Source organism: Paraclostridium tenue (assembly GCF_039521565.1).
In the GTDB taxonomy this organism is placed as follows: Bacteria; Bacillota; Clostridia; order Peptostreptococcales; family Peptostreptococcaceae; genus Paraclostridium; species Paraclostridium tenue.
In genome coordinates this window covers 57295-76006 of record NZ_BAAACP010000002.1, presented here as the reverse complement: position 1 = coordinate 76006, position 18712 = coordinate 57295, and the positions used below count along the sequence as shown (strand labels likewise).

The window sequence follows — 18712 nt, the reverse complement described above, 5'->3', positions numbered from 1 at the left end:
TATGAAAGATTATTTACTATTATTAGATGAAAATGAAAGATTAAAAAGAATTGTAAATGATTATGAATTTTATGATGATGAAATAAAATCAACTACCTTTGGAGAAAGAGTTTTTACTTTTAAAATGAATGATTCAGTAGTTGATATAGAAAACGGAAATAAAATAGGTGTATTTGCAGATGGTAAATTTGATTTATTTATTGTAGATCAAGTTGAAGCTGAAACATATTACTCAACAAGTATAAAGGTTACATGCTTACATGACTTTTATAGTATACAAACTCAAAAGGCTATAACACAGTACTATAGAGAATCTGTGTCTTTAAGAGATGCAATGACAGAAATGTTAAATGGAACATCTTATGAACTTGGAGAGTGCGTAGAAAGAGCATTAATACCTATAGGACCATATTTATATAAAAACCCCCTTTGGTGTATTCAAGACATTATTTCAAACTTTGGAGTAGAGATTGATTATTCTATAGAGTTGAATGAAACTAGAACAGGTATATCTAGAAAATTAGTGCATGTAGTTAATGCTCTTGGTTCTGATACAGGCATAAGATGCTCTACAGACTTAAATGTAAGTAAAATAAAAAGAGTCCAGAAGGATAAATTTTATACTGTTATGTATGGTTGTGGCTCAGAATATCAAAAAGATTTAGTTAAGTATAAGTATGATTTTAAGGATGTTTCTTGGAGCGTATTAAATGGAAATCCTACTGATAAACCTGCAGGTCAAGAATTTGTAGAAGATAAAAAAGCCATAGCTAAGTATGGGAGAATAATAGGTATTTTTGAAGATGGAAGGATTAAAGATCCAGAGCTTTTACTTAAGAAAACATGGGAAGCTTTACAAAAGAATAATAGACCTATTGTTAGTTATGAACTTGATATAGAAGAATTAAAATCAGAAGATGGATATGAACATTTAAACTTTAAACTTGGAGATATTATAATACTTCAAAACACTATAGATAACTCAAGAGCTAAATTTAGAATAGTTGAAGATTGTGTAAGTGTTAGAAATAAAAACAAGAGAAAAGTAACAGTAGGAGAACAACTGAAAGGTATATTTAGTGGAGGGAACTCTGGTAATAGTGATGGAACAGAAGGACCAGGAGGAAGTGTTATAGATCCTGGAGGAGAACAAATAAATCCACCTAGTTTAGAAGAGATAACACCAGATACATTGCCTGCAGTTCCTATTGTTTCAGCCAAAGGATTATGGGCTAAAGTTACATTATCCTGGACTTACGAAAGTAAGATGTATTATAACTATGAAGTTTATGCTTCTAAAATAAAAGATTTTGAACCAACTGTGTTCCATATGATTTATAGTGGTAAAGCAAGTGCTTTCTTGCATGAGGTTGGAACTAAAGAAACTTGGTATTATCGAGTTAGAGCAGTAAATACATTTGGACATGCTACTGAGTTCTCGAATCAAGTAGAAGCTACAACCACTAAGGTTGTAGATGGAACGGAATACTTTGAAAGTGCCGCTATAAAAGATGCGCTTATAGAAGAATTAAGACTTGATAGAGGGTGGATAGGACAATTAGACGCAACTTATTTAAATGTAAAAGGTAAGTTCACCATATTAGATGGTAATAATGAAAGAACTATGTATGTAGACTCTTTCGGGAGAATAGAGCTTAAACCTTCAGTATTTACATTAACTTCAGAATGTGTAACTAATGTATCTACTAAGGAAGAAGTTGACGAAAAAGTTAATGATGCTAAAAAAGAACTAAATAGTAACATTGATGATGTCCAAGAATCCGTAAATAACCTAAAAGGATATACAGATGGAGCATTTAAGGATAATTTACTTACAGAAGATGAAAAAAGCAAAATAAGTGGATTCTTAAAACCTCTTGAAACTGAATTTATAGATGTAACTAAAGAATATAATACTCTATACTCAAATAGTGATTTAGTTGGTACGCCTAAGACTAATTTAAAAAATTCTTATGATAGCTACAAATTAAAATATGACGGATTAATAAGTACTATAAATTCTTTACTTAAATTAACTAATATAAACAATGATAATAAGTTAGCTTTAGATAATGCCTATAGAGAGCATGACACTATGCTAGCTAATTATAGACAAAGAGTTAATGAAGCAGTAGATAGTATAGCTTTTAAAAAGGCTAATGCTTCACTTGATAGTGCTAAAACTTATACTAACGCTCAAATTAAAGTTGTAAATGATGCTATAAATTTAAAAGTTAGCAAGCAAGAATATGACGAAAATAAAAATGTAATAAATGATAAGTTTACTGAGTTTGATCAAACCTTTGACGATTTTAATTTTAAGTTTCAAAACTTAGGTGCTCCTAATGAAGTTGACGATTCTAACTTTGGTAGAGGCACTCAACGATGGAAGTTAGTTAGAGCAGATTTAGATGTCCCTGCCGTAATTGAATATAGTTTAGGATATAATGGTGGAGATATAATGTGTACAAACTCAGCTTATATCGGAGATTGTTCTTTTGATAAATCAGCTACCTGGGAACAAAGGATATATCCTAAAAATAACAAAATGACACAGTTTACTTTAAGTGGTTGTTATCATTATACAAATGTTCGACATGGTGGTGGAGTATCTGTTCCTATGGCTAATTTATATATGGAAATTCATAATAAGGATGGCACAGTTGAATATTATAATCATGCTAACTTTTTAGAGAGTGGAGTTACTAATGTAGGATGGAAAACAGTACATCAGACATATACAAGAAGTAACAAGGCAATTGACTATATTAAACTAATAATCTATAAACGTAATACAGTAGGGGAGTTAAGAATTACTCAAATTGATTTGCATGAAAACGGACTTCATAGAAAATGGATACCTGGTGCAAATGAAATAAACAATCATATAACAACAGTAGATGCTAACGGTGTTAAGGTTGATTCTGCTCATACTAGCCAATTTGCACGAATAGATGAGGAATTTTTCTGTGTCTACAATGGAGGTGAAGCCCCTATTAATCGTCAAGCATTTTTTGGACTTGAAGATGATGTTCCTACGCTATTATTAGGCGCTCATGGAATAAATCCAGGTGTTCAAACATTCGGAGGAACTCACTTAGGATTTAAACACTACGCCCCCGACAAAGCTCCTTATAATTGGGGAGGAAGTTGGGGTATGTTTGAGTACAAGCTTGATAGTGGAAAAACTCACATAAGTAGAATGGGATTTAATCAGATAGGTAATATTGAACTTATGCCTCACAAAGAAACTCATATTTATAAGAATGTTCATGTGCATGGGCACTCTAACTATGAGATATCAACATCATTAGGGGTATTCCCTACTTACATGGAGGACTGGGGAGGCGTTACTGCTTACCTACATGGTATAAAAGCTTATGGACATACGATAGGTTCTGATAACGGCAGTGATATACATTGCATAAGAAGTACTGGAGGTCGTTCATCAATCCACGCTCATTTCGTCGAAATGCAGTCTGCTGAGGTTGTATATTCATTAAATCCTAATTTGCCTAAAGTGTATAAAAGTGATGCTATTGTGAAGTTTGACTTAGGCACTGCTATCACGACACTTGCGCAAAACCATGAGCAACTTAAAGTAAATGAGAAAAAACAAGATGATTTGATAATATCAAATTTACTTGCAAGTATTGAAATGTATGAGATGTTATTAGATATAAATCCTAATATATCTCAAGACGAGAAAAGAAAGTCAAGAATGTCTAGTATATATGTTACTTTGATAAATGAAAATAAAATTAGTATAGATGATATTCCTTTAAATATTGTTGATATTGTAAAAAGGAAACTTAATTTGAACTAAACGGTAGGTAGATCAAGACCAAATGTACTTAAGATAGTTATATAGAAAGTAGGCGGATAAATGAATTTAGGAACGTATGATATAACAATAGATTTTTCAAAGTTATTTTTTCATAATAACACAAGTATTTACTTTAAAGAAGGTGATTTAAATACAGCTAAAGTTAGAGCTAAATTAACTATGCAAAGAAAAGTTATAGATATAACTGGATGTAATGTAGTGGTTAAAATTGAAACTACGACAGGAAGAAAAATAAATGATGTAGCTACTATAGTAGACGCTACAAATGGAATAATAGAAATTGATTTTAAGTCTAATTCTCTTATCGAAGGTACTAACTTCTTTGAATTAAAAATTGTAAAAGGTGAAAGTGTTAAAGAATCAGCTAAATTAGCATATAGGGTACTTGATAGTATTGAAGATGCAGGAAGCATTGAAGGTACTAATGAGTATCCTATTTTAGTACAATTGATTAGAGATGTTAACAAAGCTATAGCTAATGCAGATAGAACTTTAAATATAGCTACAGATATGCAATCTGATTTAGATGCAACTATAAATAAAGCTAATACAGCTATAGCTAATGCTACAGATGCTACAGATAAGGCTAATGAAGCAGTTGAGGATGTAAATAGAGCAATAGCAGCAGGAACACAAGATTTAGAGGTAAAAGCAGCTAGAGAAGATACAGAAGGTGTAACACATGATACTTTAGCTTTAAGGTTAAAAAGTGATTTAAAAATAGGTAGTAAGTCTTTAAAACAAGAAGTATTAGATTTAGCAGGGCTTAAAGAATCTCAAGATATAGCTTATAAAACTGATAAAGGTTATATAACATGTAAAGAAACTAAAAATGGCACTATAAAGGATTTAGTAATAAAAGGTACAACTGTTAAATGCTTAAGAAGAAATGAAAATGGTACTCCTACCACACTAAACAATTCAACAAAGTCAAAATTGTATGTATTACCTGAAACTGTGAAAGCTAATACTAATGTATATATTAAAATTAATATCACAAGTAAAACAGGATTGCCTAGTGGATTAAGAGTTTCTCTAAGAAATGTAGAAGATGGTAGTTATTCTTATTGTGATGGAACTAAAGGAGTATATAATCAAAGTTTTATAATATCTCATAATAGAGATATTGATGCAATAGGATTTTATATTTCAAGTGCAGATATTCAATCAAATCCAAATGCTCAATTAATTTATAGAGACTGGCAAATAACACTTTCATATACTAATGATTATATAGAAGGTATAGCAAGTGTTGGAACTGGAACGGATAAGATAGAGGTTTTAGCATCAAATGATAACTTAGCTTATAACTTGGCAAATGTTAAATCAACGGACGGAGTTACGCCTGGAATGGATAGTATATCTTTTGATGCTATAAAATTAGGAGTTGAAAAAACATATACAATTCAATCCAGTGCTAGTGGTACATTATATTATGGAGGCACATATTGTGCAGAAATAAAAGCTAATGAAGAAAAAACATTTATCTTGCCTAGTCCAACACGACCTAATGATAAGAAACCTCTAGCCATTTACAAAAGTAATGGAGATTTAACAATAACTGATGAAACGTATGTTAAATTATCTTTAGGTGATAAAGTTTCAAATAATGTCATCAACAAACAAGATAAAAAACCTCTTTTATTTAAAGATGTAGATGGTACTTGGAAACCTATAGAAGAATTAAGGGGACTTGATACAGTTTGTGATACTGTAGAATTGCATAACAACGGAAAATATTATTACCATATTAGAGTTGGTAAAATTATTTTAAATGGTAGTGAAGACTTATTTAAATACAATTCTGAAGATAATGGATTCTTCAGTGTTGCTATAGATGTTCAAGATTTAAAAAATGAACTAAATTCAGGTTGTATTAGTAATAAATTTACAACTCTAATTGGGTATGCAGACTTATACTTTGGTCGTAAAATAGGAATATATTGTGGTAAAAGAAACAGTCAATATGGAAGTATAATATTAGGTTTTGATAAAAATGTCGTTAACAGTGTAGAATCAGCTAAAACATGGTTGCGAAACAACAATACGACAGTATATTATCAATTAGCAGAAGAAAAAATATTTGAAGTTAATCCACTATTCTTAGAAGCCTATGAAGGTGAAACATCAGTTTTATGTAATAGTGGATCTATAAGACCTAACATGGAATTTAAAATAACTTCTTATATTACTAACTTAGTATTACTTAATCAACAAAGAATTAGTTTAATAGAACAAGAAATGTTTAGTATGTTCAAACAAGTATTAAGTGGGGATATGTACTCTCTAGCAGAGAAACTATATCCCGAAGATTTTATAGAAGAAAAGTATATAGCAACACCGATACCAGAACTTTAAGGAAGTTCTTTTTTTATGCAAAAATAAGGAGGAATTTATGAATATATACCATGAAAGATTAAGCGGGTTAGTAGCGATTATTGGGACTGTATTCACTTGGTTATTTGGAGGGTGGGATATTGCTGTAAGTGTTTTGGTTGTATTTATGATAATAGACTATCTAACAGGATTACTTAGAGGATATATAACTCAAAAGTTGAGTTCTGATGTAGGATTAAAAGGAATAGCTAGAAAATCAGTTATATTAATAGTTTTAATAGTAGCTGTTTTATTAGATAGGCTTATAAATGATAGCGTATGGATATTTAGAACTTTAATTTGCTATTTTTATATAGCTAATGAAGGTATTAGTATATTAGAAAATTGTACAGCTTTAGGATTACCAGTACCAGTTAGATTAGCAGAAGCATTAGAACAATTGAAAGAAGGTAATAAAAAATCAAATATCGATAATAAAAAGGAAAGTGAAGAAATTTAGCACTTTCTTTTTTTATTTAATAAATTTTTTAAATTTTAGGAGGGATTAATATGAAAAAAAATATGGTAGACGCAGGACATGGTGGAAAAGATAGTGGAGCAGTAGGAGTTAATAATGTATTTGAAAAGGATATAGTTTTAGATGTAGCAAATAGAGTAAATAACTATTTAAAAACACAAGATATAAAAAATATAAATACAAGAACTACAGATGTATTTTTAACTTTAAATGAAAGAAGTGATAAAGCTAATAACTTAGGTGTTAACAGTTTTGTATCTATACATTGCAATGCTTCTGATAATCCAAGAGCACAAGGACTTGAAACTTATTGCTATAAATTTAAATATAGAGCTTTAGCTGATGCTATACAAGGTGAATTAATAAAAGAAGGCCTTTATACTAAAAATAGAGGAGTTAAAGAAGGTAATTTACATGTTATAAGAGAAACTAATATGTCAGCTTGTCTAGTTGAATTAGGCTTTATAACAAATCAAGAAGATTACAATTTAATAATGAATAATAAAGATAGATTTGCGAAAGCAATAGCAAAAGGAATATGTAAATTTAATGATGTTGCTTGGAAAGAATCAAGTGGATCTTCTTCTGCAGTAGGATTTAAAAACGGAGATTATTCAGGAAGAAAAGCTAAGGTAATAGCAGATGTATTAAATGTAAGATATGACAGAGGAACTCAATACAATGTTATAGGACAAGTTAAAAATGGTGATATAGTGAACTTACAATACTGTTTAAATGGATGGGTAAGTATCGAAGGATTTAAAGGTAATAAAGGCCTTGGATATGTAAGCTCTAAGTATCTTGAATTAGTATAATATGTTATAATATATAACTAATTATAATAGGGATTCGGTTAGACATTCAACCTACTAACTGTCATAGTAAAATTTAGTAGTTGCTAGACTTATTAACTAACTAATTAAGGAGTACCTAAGCCAATGAGTACTCCTTTTTTATTTCTTACTGCTACAATCTACAAATGTTTTTTACTTTCCATCTATCATATTTAGATGATTTAAAAGTTATAGGATAAACTTATTTATCTATATTATTGAAATAAAAAAGGTAAATTATATACAGTTTCTAATCTACTAAACGCACTCCTATATTAGGTTTTGGTGTACTTTGTTCTGTTGTAGTATTTCCCGATAAGCTTGTATTAGAGTTAACATTATTTATAGGATTTTCTCCTACTTCTTGAGGAATTTCTTTTTCTATTACTTTGTTAGAATTTGACTGAGTATTGTTATTATCAGATTGTTTCGAACTATTTTTTATATTTGAAGTTTCTGCTGAATTATAATTTGATTTATTTTTTGATATTTCTCCAGAAGTTCTATTCTTTGAATCATCTGTTTTAATTTCTTCAGAATATGTATTAACCTCATTTTTTTTCATATCTTCTTTGTCAACAGTATTTTTATTTTTGTCTATACCTTTAACACTATTTTGATTATCTGCTTTTTTATATGATTCTTTTGATTCATCTAGTTTCTGATTAAATTTAGTTGATTCTTTTTTATTTTTTTCCTCTTTTTCTATCTTTTCATATTTATTTTTTTCATTTTTATATGAATCTTTATTTACTGTATCCATATTGTTTATAAAAAATCCAGACCCCAAAATAACAATACTACTTAATATACCGATTAACCCTTTTTTCATAATATCCCTCCTATATAATTCTATATTTATAATAACATAATTTTTTATTACAAAAAAATGGAAAATATATAAATTAATTGCAATTTATCTTATTTGTTATAACTTTATAGCTAATTTAACTTATAGCTATAGAGTAATTAAGTAGTTTATGAATATCTTAACTAAAATGTAAAAGGAGTACCAGTTGGTATTGGCACTCCTTTTTTATTGCTTACGTTATTTCTTTTTTCTCCATATTCTCTAACTACTGCACTTTACTACATAGTCTCTATCAAATTTTTTACGAGTTTCATTAGCTATTAGTATTCTACTCTCAATTGCTTTCCTTAATACATAATATTTTAAACTCCATAGCTGTTAATAATAAAAATATATATTAATAAGAAATAGCTTTTATAATGGATATTTAGCATATAGCATGACTTAAAAAATAAACTTAATATTTTCTATATTTTTATATTTATAGAAAGGCAAATAATGCTCAATACATTATAAATTAAAAAAACTTATAATCATAGATTAGAATTAAGACTAAACTTAGACTAAAGATATGCATAAAGAAAGCGAATATTTAAAAACTTATACGATAGAAAATATATTATTAATTATGAGATATGAAAAAATATAAAAAAGGTGTATTATATAGTATAAATTAGGAGGCGATAAAATATGATATGTTTTCCATATATTGTATTTGTTATTATTATTGGTATTTTTATATTTAGCTTTTTTATTAGAGATAGTAAGTTTAACAATGAAAAAACTTTTAAATATTTAGCTAGTATAATACGCATAGTAAGTTTATGCTTTATTATCTTTATTTTATTGGTTTTAAGGAAAAACACTGGATTAATATATGTATTAAAACTTCCTACAACACTTTTTTTTACATTTATTGATATATATTTTTTAGTAAACCTATGTATTATTTGTGAAATATATAGTGAAGAAAATAAAACTAAAGATAATTTAGGGTATAAAATACTTTTAATTATTGAAAATGTATTAAAATCAATTACATTAATATTTATAGGAATAATAAATTGCCTATTAGTGTTTTTGTGTATAAATGTTGTAGATAAAATTATTGAATTACAAGCATCATTTATAGATGCAATTATATGTTATATAATAATTTGTAGTATTACTAGTGTACTAAAATCAGAAAGTACAAGATTAATGAATAGAATTATAGAAAAATTAATGAATAAGATATTATTAAAATTAGATATTGTAAATTATAAATTCAAGTTAATAAACAATAAGAAGGACGTGTTTAATTTTAATAAAATGTTTACTATTGCATGTATAAGTATATATAAAGGTTTAACTAGCGATAATACGGCAACTATAATAATTGTATTTGGATTTATAATTTTACTTGATTCATTTATTGATAAAATTTCAAAAAGTTTAAAAAAATGTCTTTCTTTATAGTTAAGTTCATTAAAAAACAATATATATGTTATTTTTATAGTAAAATTAATTTAAAATAGTACATATAATAACTATATTAAATAAGTAAAATTGAGAATATTGATTAATCTTGTAAAGATAATTGTTGCTTTAGAAAAAGTTACAGTAATAAATATTATTACGATGTCATAAGAGCAGGTAAAGTTATTACAGGGATAATTTTTATATAGGAAATTTTAAAGACGTAGAATATATATATTATATAAAATAAAAAAATCAATCTATAACACATTTTTCTAGATATTAAATGTTATATGATAAAATTTAATACTTTTTTATCATATAACAAAATTATAATATATAATTAGTTTATATAAAACCATTAAAAATTAAAAATATATTATGCTGTATTTATAATATTATTCACATAATAATTAAGATATAAATTAATACATAAAGATAATTTATTATTGCAAAATAATTAATTAATAAAATTAAAAATATAATAAATTAATTGGTTATTATTGCTAAAAGTTAAAAAAAAATGTACAATAAAAAAGAAACTACTGGTATCTAACAAATAAAAAGTAGTTTCTTTTTAGGTATTCTTTAAATTTAAAATTTAACCTTATTATATAGGAAAATACTGAAGAATACAATAGTAAATAGTAAGGGAGACATAGTTATGGAGGATTTACTGTGCAACTTAAACATAGAAAGTATAATCGCACATAAAGTTTTAAAAAGAAGGTCATCTGAAATATCAACACAACCAATATATAATGAGGATATAATAATGCTTAATGATGCTGCATTATTTACATTTAATCAAAGAGTTATTCAAGCTATAGGAAGTGATTCAAATAGTATAGAAATGGATATATATAATAAAAATGAGGATAGTGTATTTAATTCTATAAATGATATAGTTGAAAACGGTATGACTAATTTTGTAGATGAATCAAAAAAAATAGCTTTAAAGTTAGCTGATGCTCAGAATACAATTAGAATACCTGGAGGTATAATATTTATATTTAATGGTAAAATAGGAGAAGATGAAAATCAGTTTGTAGGAGTAATGAAAGCGGAAACTCAAGATGGATTTTCAATAGTTAAAAACGAAGATCAATTTACATTAGATCATATAACTGAGTTATTATTAACACCTCATCAAAAGTTATATAAAATAGGTATGTTTATTAAAGTAAATGAAGAATATAAATGTATAGTATATGATAGTAATTTAGGGAGAAGCGCGAACTCAGATGCTGCAAAATATTTTTATGAAACGTTTTTAGGGTGTAGACAAGCTCAAAATAGTAAGTATTTAACTAAACAGTTTTACATAGAGACAAAAGGCTTTATTGAAAAAGAACCTAATTTGACAGAAGAAGAAAAGTTTGAAGCTAATAGTGCATTAAATACTTATGTTAAACTAAATCAAAGCAATATAATAAGCACTAGAGAGTTTGCTGATACATATCTTAAAGATGATATAAATGATAATTACACAAATCATATGAGGGATGTTATAAACTTTCCAGAGGTAAATGTAATGAAAGATATAAGTCTTATAGAAAAAAACTTAAAAAAAATGAAAATTAAGTTTACAGATAATATAAACCTAGTTGGGCCTACAGAAGATTTTTCAAGAGTAGTAAGTATATCAAAAGATGGAGATGATACTTTAGTAAGAATAAAAGGGTATATAGTAGGGCAAGAATAAATGAATGAGAAAGAGTTTAAATTATTATATGAAAAGGAAGAACAAATTTATAAAATTTGGGGAAATATTGTAAAAGATGATATTATAAAAGAAATTAAACAAAGAAATATTAATATAGATACATTTTTTAAAATAGAGCCAAAATGTAGAGTGAAAAAAATAGAATCATTAATATCAAAAGCTTTTTATCGAAATAAAAACTATAAGAATCCATATTCAGATATTCAAGATAAAGTAGGTATTAGATTAGTTGTATTATATTTAGATGAAATAGAGATAATAAATGAAATAATAGAAAATAATTCTAAATGGACATATTCAAAAGATAGAGACTTTTTAAGTGAGAGAGAAAAAGAGCCAGAGAAGTTTGGTTATGAATCTGTTCACTATGTAGTTAAAAATAAAAATGATATAAATTTTGAAAATGTAATAATACCAAAAGATATGCCTTGTGAAATTCAAATAAGAACTTTATTACAACATGCATATTGTGAGATGTCACATAATACAATGTATAAAAAGAATGTTAGAAATAATTTAAAGAGATATACATCAAGAAGCATGGCTCTTATAGAAAGTGCAGATTATTTTTTCAAGGAGGTGAAAGATATGGTAGGTAAAGAAGAAAAAAATTATTCAGATTTATTAGAAAAACTAACAGAATATTATAGAAGCTTTGCTCCCATAGATACTCCCGATGAAAATATAAATAATCTAATTATTGATAGCTATAGAGATTTTTTAGATAAAAATATATATGAAAAAATTAAAACTTTTATAGATTCTAAAAAATCTATAAAAAAGAAAATATTACAAAATCAAGAAATTAAATTGATATATAAACAGCCTGTTATTTTATTAGTATATTACTTAATAAAATATAATAGAAAGGCTGTTTATAGAGATTGGCCACTAACAGAGGACTGTTTAATACCTTTATATAATGACTTAGGAATATCTATAGAAAACTACAGTTAGATTTTATTTAACTGCAGTTTTTTTTATTGAATCAATTGCATTATTTATTAAAGAATCACAGTTTTTTTCTAATCCTGATAGAACATTTCCTGCACCAAATCCTATGAAAAATGATATAAACATGTACATATAAACTATTGATGATATATCAGAATTATTATTAATTAAAGGAATTATACCTATTTTTAAACCTAAAAATGTTACTATTGAAAATATAGCTGCAAAAACAGGTCTAAACAAGAAATATATAATTGTTCCAAATTCATTTACTTTATCTTCTTCATTATCTACATTTAAATCAAAAATATTTCCTAAAGAAAATACATAAAGTTTTTTTATATAAGTTATAGAAGAACCTAATAGCGCAGAAGATATTGAACCTATAAATGCTAGATTATATAAATTTAGTTTTGATGAAATTTTTATAGTATATTCTCCGTACAGGAAATAGTTTAATTTAGATGGGAATAAACTTATATTTAGATTATTAGATGCTATAACGAAAATACTTACACAAATAGCTAAAAAACATATTAATGAATAATATATATACAACCCTATTAGTTCGTATTTTTTTAACTTACCTGGAAATACTTTAGTGCTACTCATTGAAACCTCCTTGATTTATTTAATATAATACTATTATAATACAAAAAATGGAAATATTAACATACAATCTAATATAATAAATGTAAAAATTATTTACACATATAGGAAGATAGTATTATATTAAATAAATATATATAGTTAAAAAATTAATATAAGTTTAAATACTTTTATAAATTCATAATAACTGTTATCATAATACTGATTATTGAACATCAGTTCTTACATTTACCTCTCCGTTTTTAGCATTAGTACCTAAAACTAAACCATTTTTCTTTAGCACATATTCCAATGTCATTTCAGGAACTCCACCTTTTCTACCACCTAAGACTTCTTTACCTTTTAAATCTTCAAAAGAGAATTTATCACTACCTTCACGAGCAACTAAAAAACTTCCATCTTTTTGAGTTAGTTGAGCAAAATTTACAGCATAATTAGAATTACCTTTATTGTATACATAAATAGAAGCTTCAGGGCCCATAAGACCTATATCTGCTTCACCAGAAAGTAGAGCCGCCATAGTTTTATCAGCTCCTTGAGTATTTATAAGGTCTATTTCTATTCCTTCATCTTCAAAAAAACCTTGAGTTATAGCTGCATATTGTGGAGCATAAAATATTGAATGAGTTACTTCTGCAACTGTTAGTTTAGTCAATTCTTTAGACTTATTATTTGATGTAGTACTGCTAGTACATCCAACCATAGCTAAAGAGAGGCTAGTAACCAAAGATATAAAAGCTGTTAATTTTTTTAACATGAAACCACCCCTTAAAATTTAAAGATACTACATAATATTAAAATTTTAGTTAATTGGTGATATAAGTATTACAATTTAAATATTAACTAGAATTTAAGAAATAAGATAAATACTATGAAAATGTTTGCTTACATTTTTTATGGGTATAAAATTTATAAAAATAAAGGTAAGTATATTTTATGGAGGGGTAATATTATGAATTATAAATATCTTATATCAAATAAAAGATCTGTAAGGGAATTTAAGAACCAAGAAATAAAAGAATCTGATTTTAAAATAATGAAAGAATATATACACAATTCCAAGAAGCTTTTACCAGAAATAAAGATTGATATTAAAGTATTTAGTAAAGATAAAGTATATCAAAAACTTAAAAAAATAGCAGGATATAATGGACATATGATAGAAGCGCCAAATTATATTATTATTTTATCAGAAGTAAATAAAGGTTATATAGAAAACTCAGGATACATAGGTGAAAATTTAATATTAAAAGCTAGAGATTTAGGAATAGATTCATGTTGGGTTACATTTGAAGACAGTAATTGTATAAAAGAAAAACTTGAAATTGTATCAGATAAAGATGTTACAGCAATTATAGCTTTAGGTTATGGAGAAGCTGTAAAATCTAAATCATCTAATACAGATTCATATAGATTAGGTGTAGATAAAATAGTATATCTTGATGAATGGGGAAAAGATGCAAGTATAGAAAGATTAGAGGAAAGAGGATTGTTAGATGCATTTAGTTTTGCTAGAATGGCACCTTCTACATTAAATAGACAACCATGGAGATTTATAATTGATGGAGGAATGGTAATTCTTGCAGTTAGAAAAGATGAATTTGCAAATGAATATGAAGGCAAAATTGATGTTGGTATAGTTATGTTATATTTTGGTGTAATAATTGACACTACTATGTTTGATTTAAAATGGACTCTTGGAAATGTAAATAAAGATTATAAAATACCAAATGACTATGAGATAGTAGGGCATTGCAATATATAATAAACTTTTTTGTAGATTAAAAAATTAAAATAATATAACTGAGCTCAAATTTATTAATAATATTTAGTATCAAACTAAAGATAATAAATAAAGAACTCAGTTATATTATGAATATTAAAGCAAATAGATATTAAATATTATCTTTTGCTTCTATAAATTTTTTCAATTATATTTAATATTTGATACATAACTAAAGCACATAAAGCTAAAACTATTACTCCCATCATTACTAAATCTAATTTAAATACTTGACCACCATAAACTATCAAGTATCCAAGTCCATATCTAGATACTAAAAACTCTCCTACTATAACTCCAACCCAAGCCATACCTATGTTTATTTTAGTAAGATTTATTAAATTACCTATATTTGAAGGAAATATTAATTTAGTTAGTATTTGAAATTTTGTAGCGCCAAAGCTTCTAAGCATTTTAACTTTTTCCTCATCTACGCTTATAAAGTAGTTATATGCCGATAATATAGTTACAACTACAGATATAGTAATAGCTATAACTATAATGCCATTTACTCCAGCTCCAGCCCATACTATTAAGATAGGAGCTAATGCGGTTTTAGGAAGTGCATTTAATACTACTAAAAATGGATCTAATACTTTAGATAGTCTTTCTGACCACCAAAGTAAAATGGCTACTAGTATTCCAAGTACTGTACCTATTATTAAACCTACTATAGTTTCATAACTAGATATTAGTACGTGTTTAAATAGTTCTCCATTTTGAATATATTTAATAAATAAGTTATATATATCACTTGGCTTACTAAATAAAAATACATCTATTATATTTAATCTAGCAAGAATTTCCCATATAGCTATAAATCCTGCTAGCAAAAGTAATTGATATAAGAAAATTAGTTGTTTTTCTTTTTTTATGGAATTTAAATATTCCCTGTGGCCTTTGGAGATATTACTTTGTTTCACTTGAATCAATCTCCTTCCATAAGATGTTAAAGTAATCCTTAAAATTTTCAGCACTACGAGATACTATAGGAGTTCTGTTTTCTGTTATTTTTAAATTTATATCATATATATTTTTAACAGTTGCAGGGCGTTTTGAAAGTACGGCAATTTTATCTGACATTGAAATAGCTTCAGATATATCATGTGTAACTAAAATAGTTGATTTATTTTCATTTTTAATTATTTTATATATATCATCACTAACTAAAATTCTTGTCTGATAATCAAGCGCAGAGAAAGGTTCATCAAGAAGTAATATATCTGGATTTACAGCCAAGGTACGAATTAATGCAACACGTTGTCTCATTCCTCCAGAAAGCTCCTTTGGATACATATTTCTAAAATCCCATAGACCATAAGTTTTTAATAAACTTTCAATTTTAGATATAGCTTGAGGTGTTTTTTGATGTTGAATTTCAAGGCCTATAGTTATATTATCCATAATATTTCTCCATTCTAGCAAATGGTCTCTTTGAAACATATATCCAATGTTTCCTTTTATATTTACTTCACCTAAAGTAGGTTCTAATAGTTTTGTAAGTATATTTAAAATAGTAGACTTACCACTTCCAGATGGTCCAAGTATCGTCAATATTTCACCCTCATTTAAAGAAAAATTAATGTTTTTTAAGACTTCTACCTCACCCTCCTTATTATAAAAATTTTTGGTAAGATTTTTTACATCTACTATTGGTTGCATGATGCCACCCCCTATGATTTAACTAGCATATTTTATAATATTAAAATTTATGGTAATTTGTACCACTAAATTTTTTATATTTTTTATTAATATCAACATGTTTTTTACTTGAAAAATATATATGATAATTAAAAAGTAGATATAAGTGGAAAACAGCAAGAAGTTTAAAGAGTACATAATGAATAAAGATATAGATGGCTTAAAGACTATATCTAAAAGTGAACTACACAATAATGGTGGATTAGGAATGAGATTCAAAAATATTTACAAATATACTAATGGGAAAATAAAAAATCCATCTAAAGATATGCATGGAATAAAGGGATTATATGATTTTATATTTAATGAATAATATAAATCATATAAAAACTAAAGCTGATTTTTTATGGACTATAGAAGAAACAGTAAAAAATGCTATTGAAGATGGAGTAAGTTTATTAGAAGCTAGTATAGATTGTCATGATGTACTTGGATTTGAAGATAATAAAGGTCTTGGGTATGTCAATTCTAAGTATTTAGAGTTAATATAAAAAGCTTGAAATAAGTATATAAATATATAATATAGATGTTATAAGAAATATTTGACATAATAAGATTCTAAAGAGAAGAAAAAGGTTAGTATACCTATTGATCTTTTTCTTTTTTGGTAAAGAATTGAAATTTATATCAAAATAAGTTTTGGTATTAATAAGGTTGAAGTGAATTTGATAAAAAAATCGTAAATATTGTGGGTAGACCTGAAGAAGTTTTAATTCAACAATTTTAGTACTTAAAATACCGCCTTGAAATAATCAAGGCGGCTAAAGTCTCCTTAGTTTTTGCATTTTTTATGCAAGTTGAGTTATAACAAGGTGTGCAGAAACAGGTCTTGTACCTCCTGCACTAGGAGTGATTGTTAGTGCTGTTGAGTTGCCGGCAGGATTACGTACAGTTAATATAGAATTTATTGATGTTGTAGTAACAATCGCCATCCCTACAATTTGAGATGTTCCTGTTGCTCTACCTACAACAGTATATGCTAAATCTAATCCATTAAGAGTTAAAATCAATTGACCTGCTTCGTCTACACTAACTTGAAACAATATCTGGTAGGTTCCAATTAAAGCTAAGTTAAATGAACTAGGTCCAGTACGCGTAATATTTGGACTACTAGAAGGTCCATCTTGAGGAAAACTTACATCCGTTCCAGGGGCAACGGTTGCTGCATTATCTGGGGGCATCAATGCATAGAAATCTGCAAAATTCAATACTCCACCAGTAGGGCCAGTAGGACCAATAGGACCGATATCACCAGTAGGGCCAGTAGGACCGATATCACCAATATCACCAGTAGGGCCAGTAGGACCAATAGGACCGATATCACCAGTAGGGCCAGTAGGACCAATAGGACCGATATCACCAGTAGGGCCAGTAGGACCAGTAGGACCGATATCACCAGTAGGGCCAGTAGGACCAATAGGACCGATATCACCAGTAGGACCAGCAGGGCCAGTAGGACCAGTAGCACCACCAGCAGGGCCAGTAGGACCAGTAGGACCAGCAGGACCAGTAGGGCCAGCAGGACATATTAGGTATTGGCAACAACACTTTGTTGGTTCACAACCACATGAATTGCAATTATATGTTGGTTCACAACCACATGAATTGTAATTATATGTTGGTTCACAACCACATGAATTGTAATTATATGTTGGTTCACAACCATATGAATTATAATTATATGTTGATTCGCAATCACATGAATTGCAATTATATGGTTTTTTATAATAATTATTATGATTTGCACTCATATAACTTGCACCTCTATTTAAAAAATTAATTACATATAATGCAATATTATTATATGCATTAACTATTACAATTGAAACTCATTTATTGGTAATATTAGTTCTATAATTCTGTAAATAAAAGCTTACTTAGAAACTATAGATCATTGTTAAAAATAGATTAGAAGATTGATCAAAATACGAGATGATTTTAGTACTTATTGAAGATAGGATATCTATACTAATGTTCTGGTATTAGCTTTGCAAAATACTTTAAATGGATTTTATTAAAATTAAAATTTAGCTGAAAAAATATATAATTATATTTCACAATTATCTATATAGACAGATACATATATACAAAAAATTTAAAATTGAAGAAATTAAATTTGGGAAAATAAGTATAAAA

Annotated in this window: 16 protein-coding genes; 10 read left to right on the top strand and 6 right to left on the bottom strand. The window is 27.1% G+C overall.

Annotation, left to right across the window (positions count from 1 at the left end):
* The first annotated feature begins 1 nt into the window (after position 1).
* The 4 genes from ABFX13_RS02025 to ABFX13_RS02010 are packed head-to-tail and all read left to right on the top strand — an operon-like array spanning position 2 to position 7516.
* The gene (locus ABFX13_RS02025; protein ID WP_346041603.1) at positions 2 to 3826 is read left to right on the top strand and encodes a phage tail protein; all 3825 of its coding nucleotides are present in this window, start codon (positions 2 to 4) and stop codon (positions 3824 to 3826) included.
* A 60-nt stretch (positions 3827 to 3886) separates the two neighbouring features.
* On the top strand, positions 3887 to 6205 hold the full coding sequence (locus ABFX13_RS02020) for a BppU family phage baseplate upper protein (RefSeq protein ID WP_346041601.1): 2319 nt from the start codon (positions 3887 to 3889) through the stop codon (positions 6203 to 6205).
* 37 nt (positions 6206 to 6242) lie between these two features.
* Positions 6243 to 6683, top strand: a complete 441-nt coding sequence (locus ABFX13_RS02015) for a phage holin family protein (RefSeq protein WP_346041599.1) — start codon at positions 6243 to 6245, stop codon at positions 6681 to 6683.
* A gap of 50 nt (positions 6684 to 6733) precedes the next feature.
* Positions 6734 to 7516: an N-acetylmuramoyl-L-alanine amidase gene (locus ABFX13_RS02010; RefSeq protein ID WP_346041597.1), complete on the top strand. Its 783-nt coding sequence runs from the start codon at positions 6734 to 6736 to the stop codon at positions 7514 to 7516.
* Positions 7517 to 7784: 268 nt separating this feature from the next.
* Here the strand turns inward: ABFX13_RS02010 and ABFX13_RS02005 are convergent, their stop codons facing one another.
* Positions 7785 to 8366 carry a hypothetical protein gene (locus ABFX13_RS02005; protein ID WP_346041595.1) on the bottom strand — a complete coding sequence of 194 codons (582 nt, stop codon included), beginning with the start codon at positions 8364 to 8366 and terminating at the stop codon, positions 7785 to 7787.
* Between the two features lie 669 nt (positions 8367 to 9035).
* Between ABFX13_RS02005 and ABFX13_RS02000 the strand changes: the two genes are divergently transcribed.
* The 3 genes from ABFX13_RS02000 to ABFX13_RS01990 all read left to right on the top strand — a co-directional run bounded on the left by ABFX13_RS02000 (position 9036) and on the right by ABFX13_RS01990 (position 12486).
* Positions 9036 to 9803 (top strand): hypothetical protein, encoded by a 768-nt coding sequence (locus tag ABFX13_RS02000; protein ID WP_346041593.1) that lies wholly within the window; start codon positions 9036 to 9038, stop codon positions 9801 to 9803.
* A 664-nt stretch (positions 9804 to 10467) separates the two neighbouring features.
* Positions 10468 to 11508, top strand: a complete 1041-nt coding sequence (locus ABFX13_RS01995) for a nucleoid-associated protein (protein ID WP_346041592.1) — start codon at positions 10468 to 10470, stop codon at positions 11506 to 11508.
* Positions 11509 to 12486 carry a GTP pyrophosphokinase gene (locus ABFX13_RS01990; RefSeq protein WP_346041590.1) on the top strand — a complete coding sequence of 326 codons (978 nt, stop codon included), beginning with the start codon at positions 11509 to 11511 and terminating at the stop codon, positions 12484 to 12486.
* A gap of 3 nt (positions 12487 to 12489) precedes the next feature.
* Here the strand turns inward: ABFX13_RS01990 and ABFX13_RS01985 are convergent, their stop codons facing one another.
* Complete coding sequence (locus tag ABFX13_RS01985) at positions 12490 to 13095, bottom strand: hypothetical protein (protein WP_346041588.1); 606 nt, start codon at positions 13093 to 13095, stop codon at positions 12490 to 12492.
* 202 nt (positions 13096 to 13297) lie between these two features.
* Entirely contained in the window at positions 13298 to 13849 is a 552-nt protein-coding gene (locus ABFX13_RS01980) for an ABC transporter substrate-binding protein (protein WP_428833844.1), read from the bottom strand.
* 195 nt (positions 13850 to 14044) lie between these two features.
* Here ABFX13_RS01980 and ABFX13_RS01975 point away from each other — a divergent pair, with 195 nt between their 5' ends.
* The gene (locus ABFX13_RS01975; protein WP_346041586.1) at positions 14045 to 14857 is read left to right on the top strand and encodes a nitroreductase family protein; all 813 of its coding nucleotides are present in this window, start codon (positions 14045 to 14047) and stop codon (positions 14855 to 14857) included.
* 137 nt (positions 14858 to 14994) lie between these two features.
* Here the strand turns inward: ABFX13_RS01975 and ABFX13_RS01970 are convergent, their stop codons facing one another.
* Both ABFX13_RS01970 and ABFX13_RS01965 read right to left on the bottom strand, forming a co-directional pair.
* Positions 14995 to 15798 (bottom strand): ABC transporter permease, encoded by an 804-nt coding sequence (locus tag ABFX13_RS01970; RefSeq protein ID WP_346041584.1) that lies wholly within the window; start codon positions 15796 to 15798, stop codon positions 14995 to 14997.
* The gene (locus ABFX13_RS01965) at positions 15785 to 16537 is read right to left on the bottom strand and encodes an ABC transporter ATP-binding protein (RefSeq protein WP_346041582.1); all 753 of its coding nucleotides are present in this window, start codon (positions 16535 to 16537) and stop codon (positions 15785 to 15787) included. The genes ABFX13_RS01970 and ABFX13_RS01965 overlap by 14 nt, the downstream gene beginning before the upstream one ends.
* 145 nt (positions 16538 to 16682) lie before the next feature.
* On the opposite strand from ABFX13_RS01965, the gene ABFX13_RS01960 reads away from it, so the two are divergent.
* Both ABFX13_RS01960 and ABFX13_RS01955 read left to right on the top strand, forming a co-directional pair.
* Complete coding sequence (locus tag ABFX13_RS01960) at positions 16683 to 16889, top strand: hypothetical protein (protein WP_346041580.1); 207 nt, start codon at positions 16683 to 16685, stop codon at positions 16887 to 16889.
* Positions 16882 to 17067 carry a hypothetical protein gene (locus tag ABFX13_RS01955; RefSeq protein WP_346041578.1) on the top strand — a complete coding sequence of 62 codons (186 nt, stop codon included), beginning with the start codon at positions 16882 to 16884 and terminating at the stop codon, positions 17065 to 17067. The genes ABFX13_RS01960 and ABFX13_RS01955 overlap by 8 nt, the downstream gene beginning before the upstream one ends.
* Positions 17068 to 17364: 297 nt before the next feature.
* Here ABFX13_RS01955 and ABFX13_RS01950 read toward each other — a convergent pair whose 3' ends face one another.
* Entirely contained in the window at positions 17365 to 18327 is a 963-nt protein-coding gene (locus ABFX13_RS01950) for a collagen-like domain-containing protein (RefSeq protein ID WP_346041576.1), read from the bottom strand.
* Positions 18328 to 18712 lie beyond the last annotated feature (385 nt).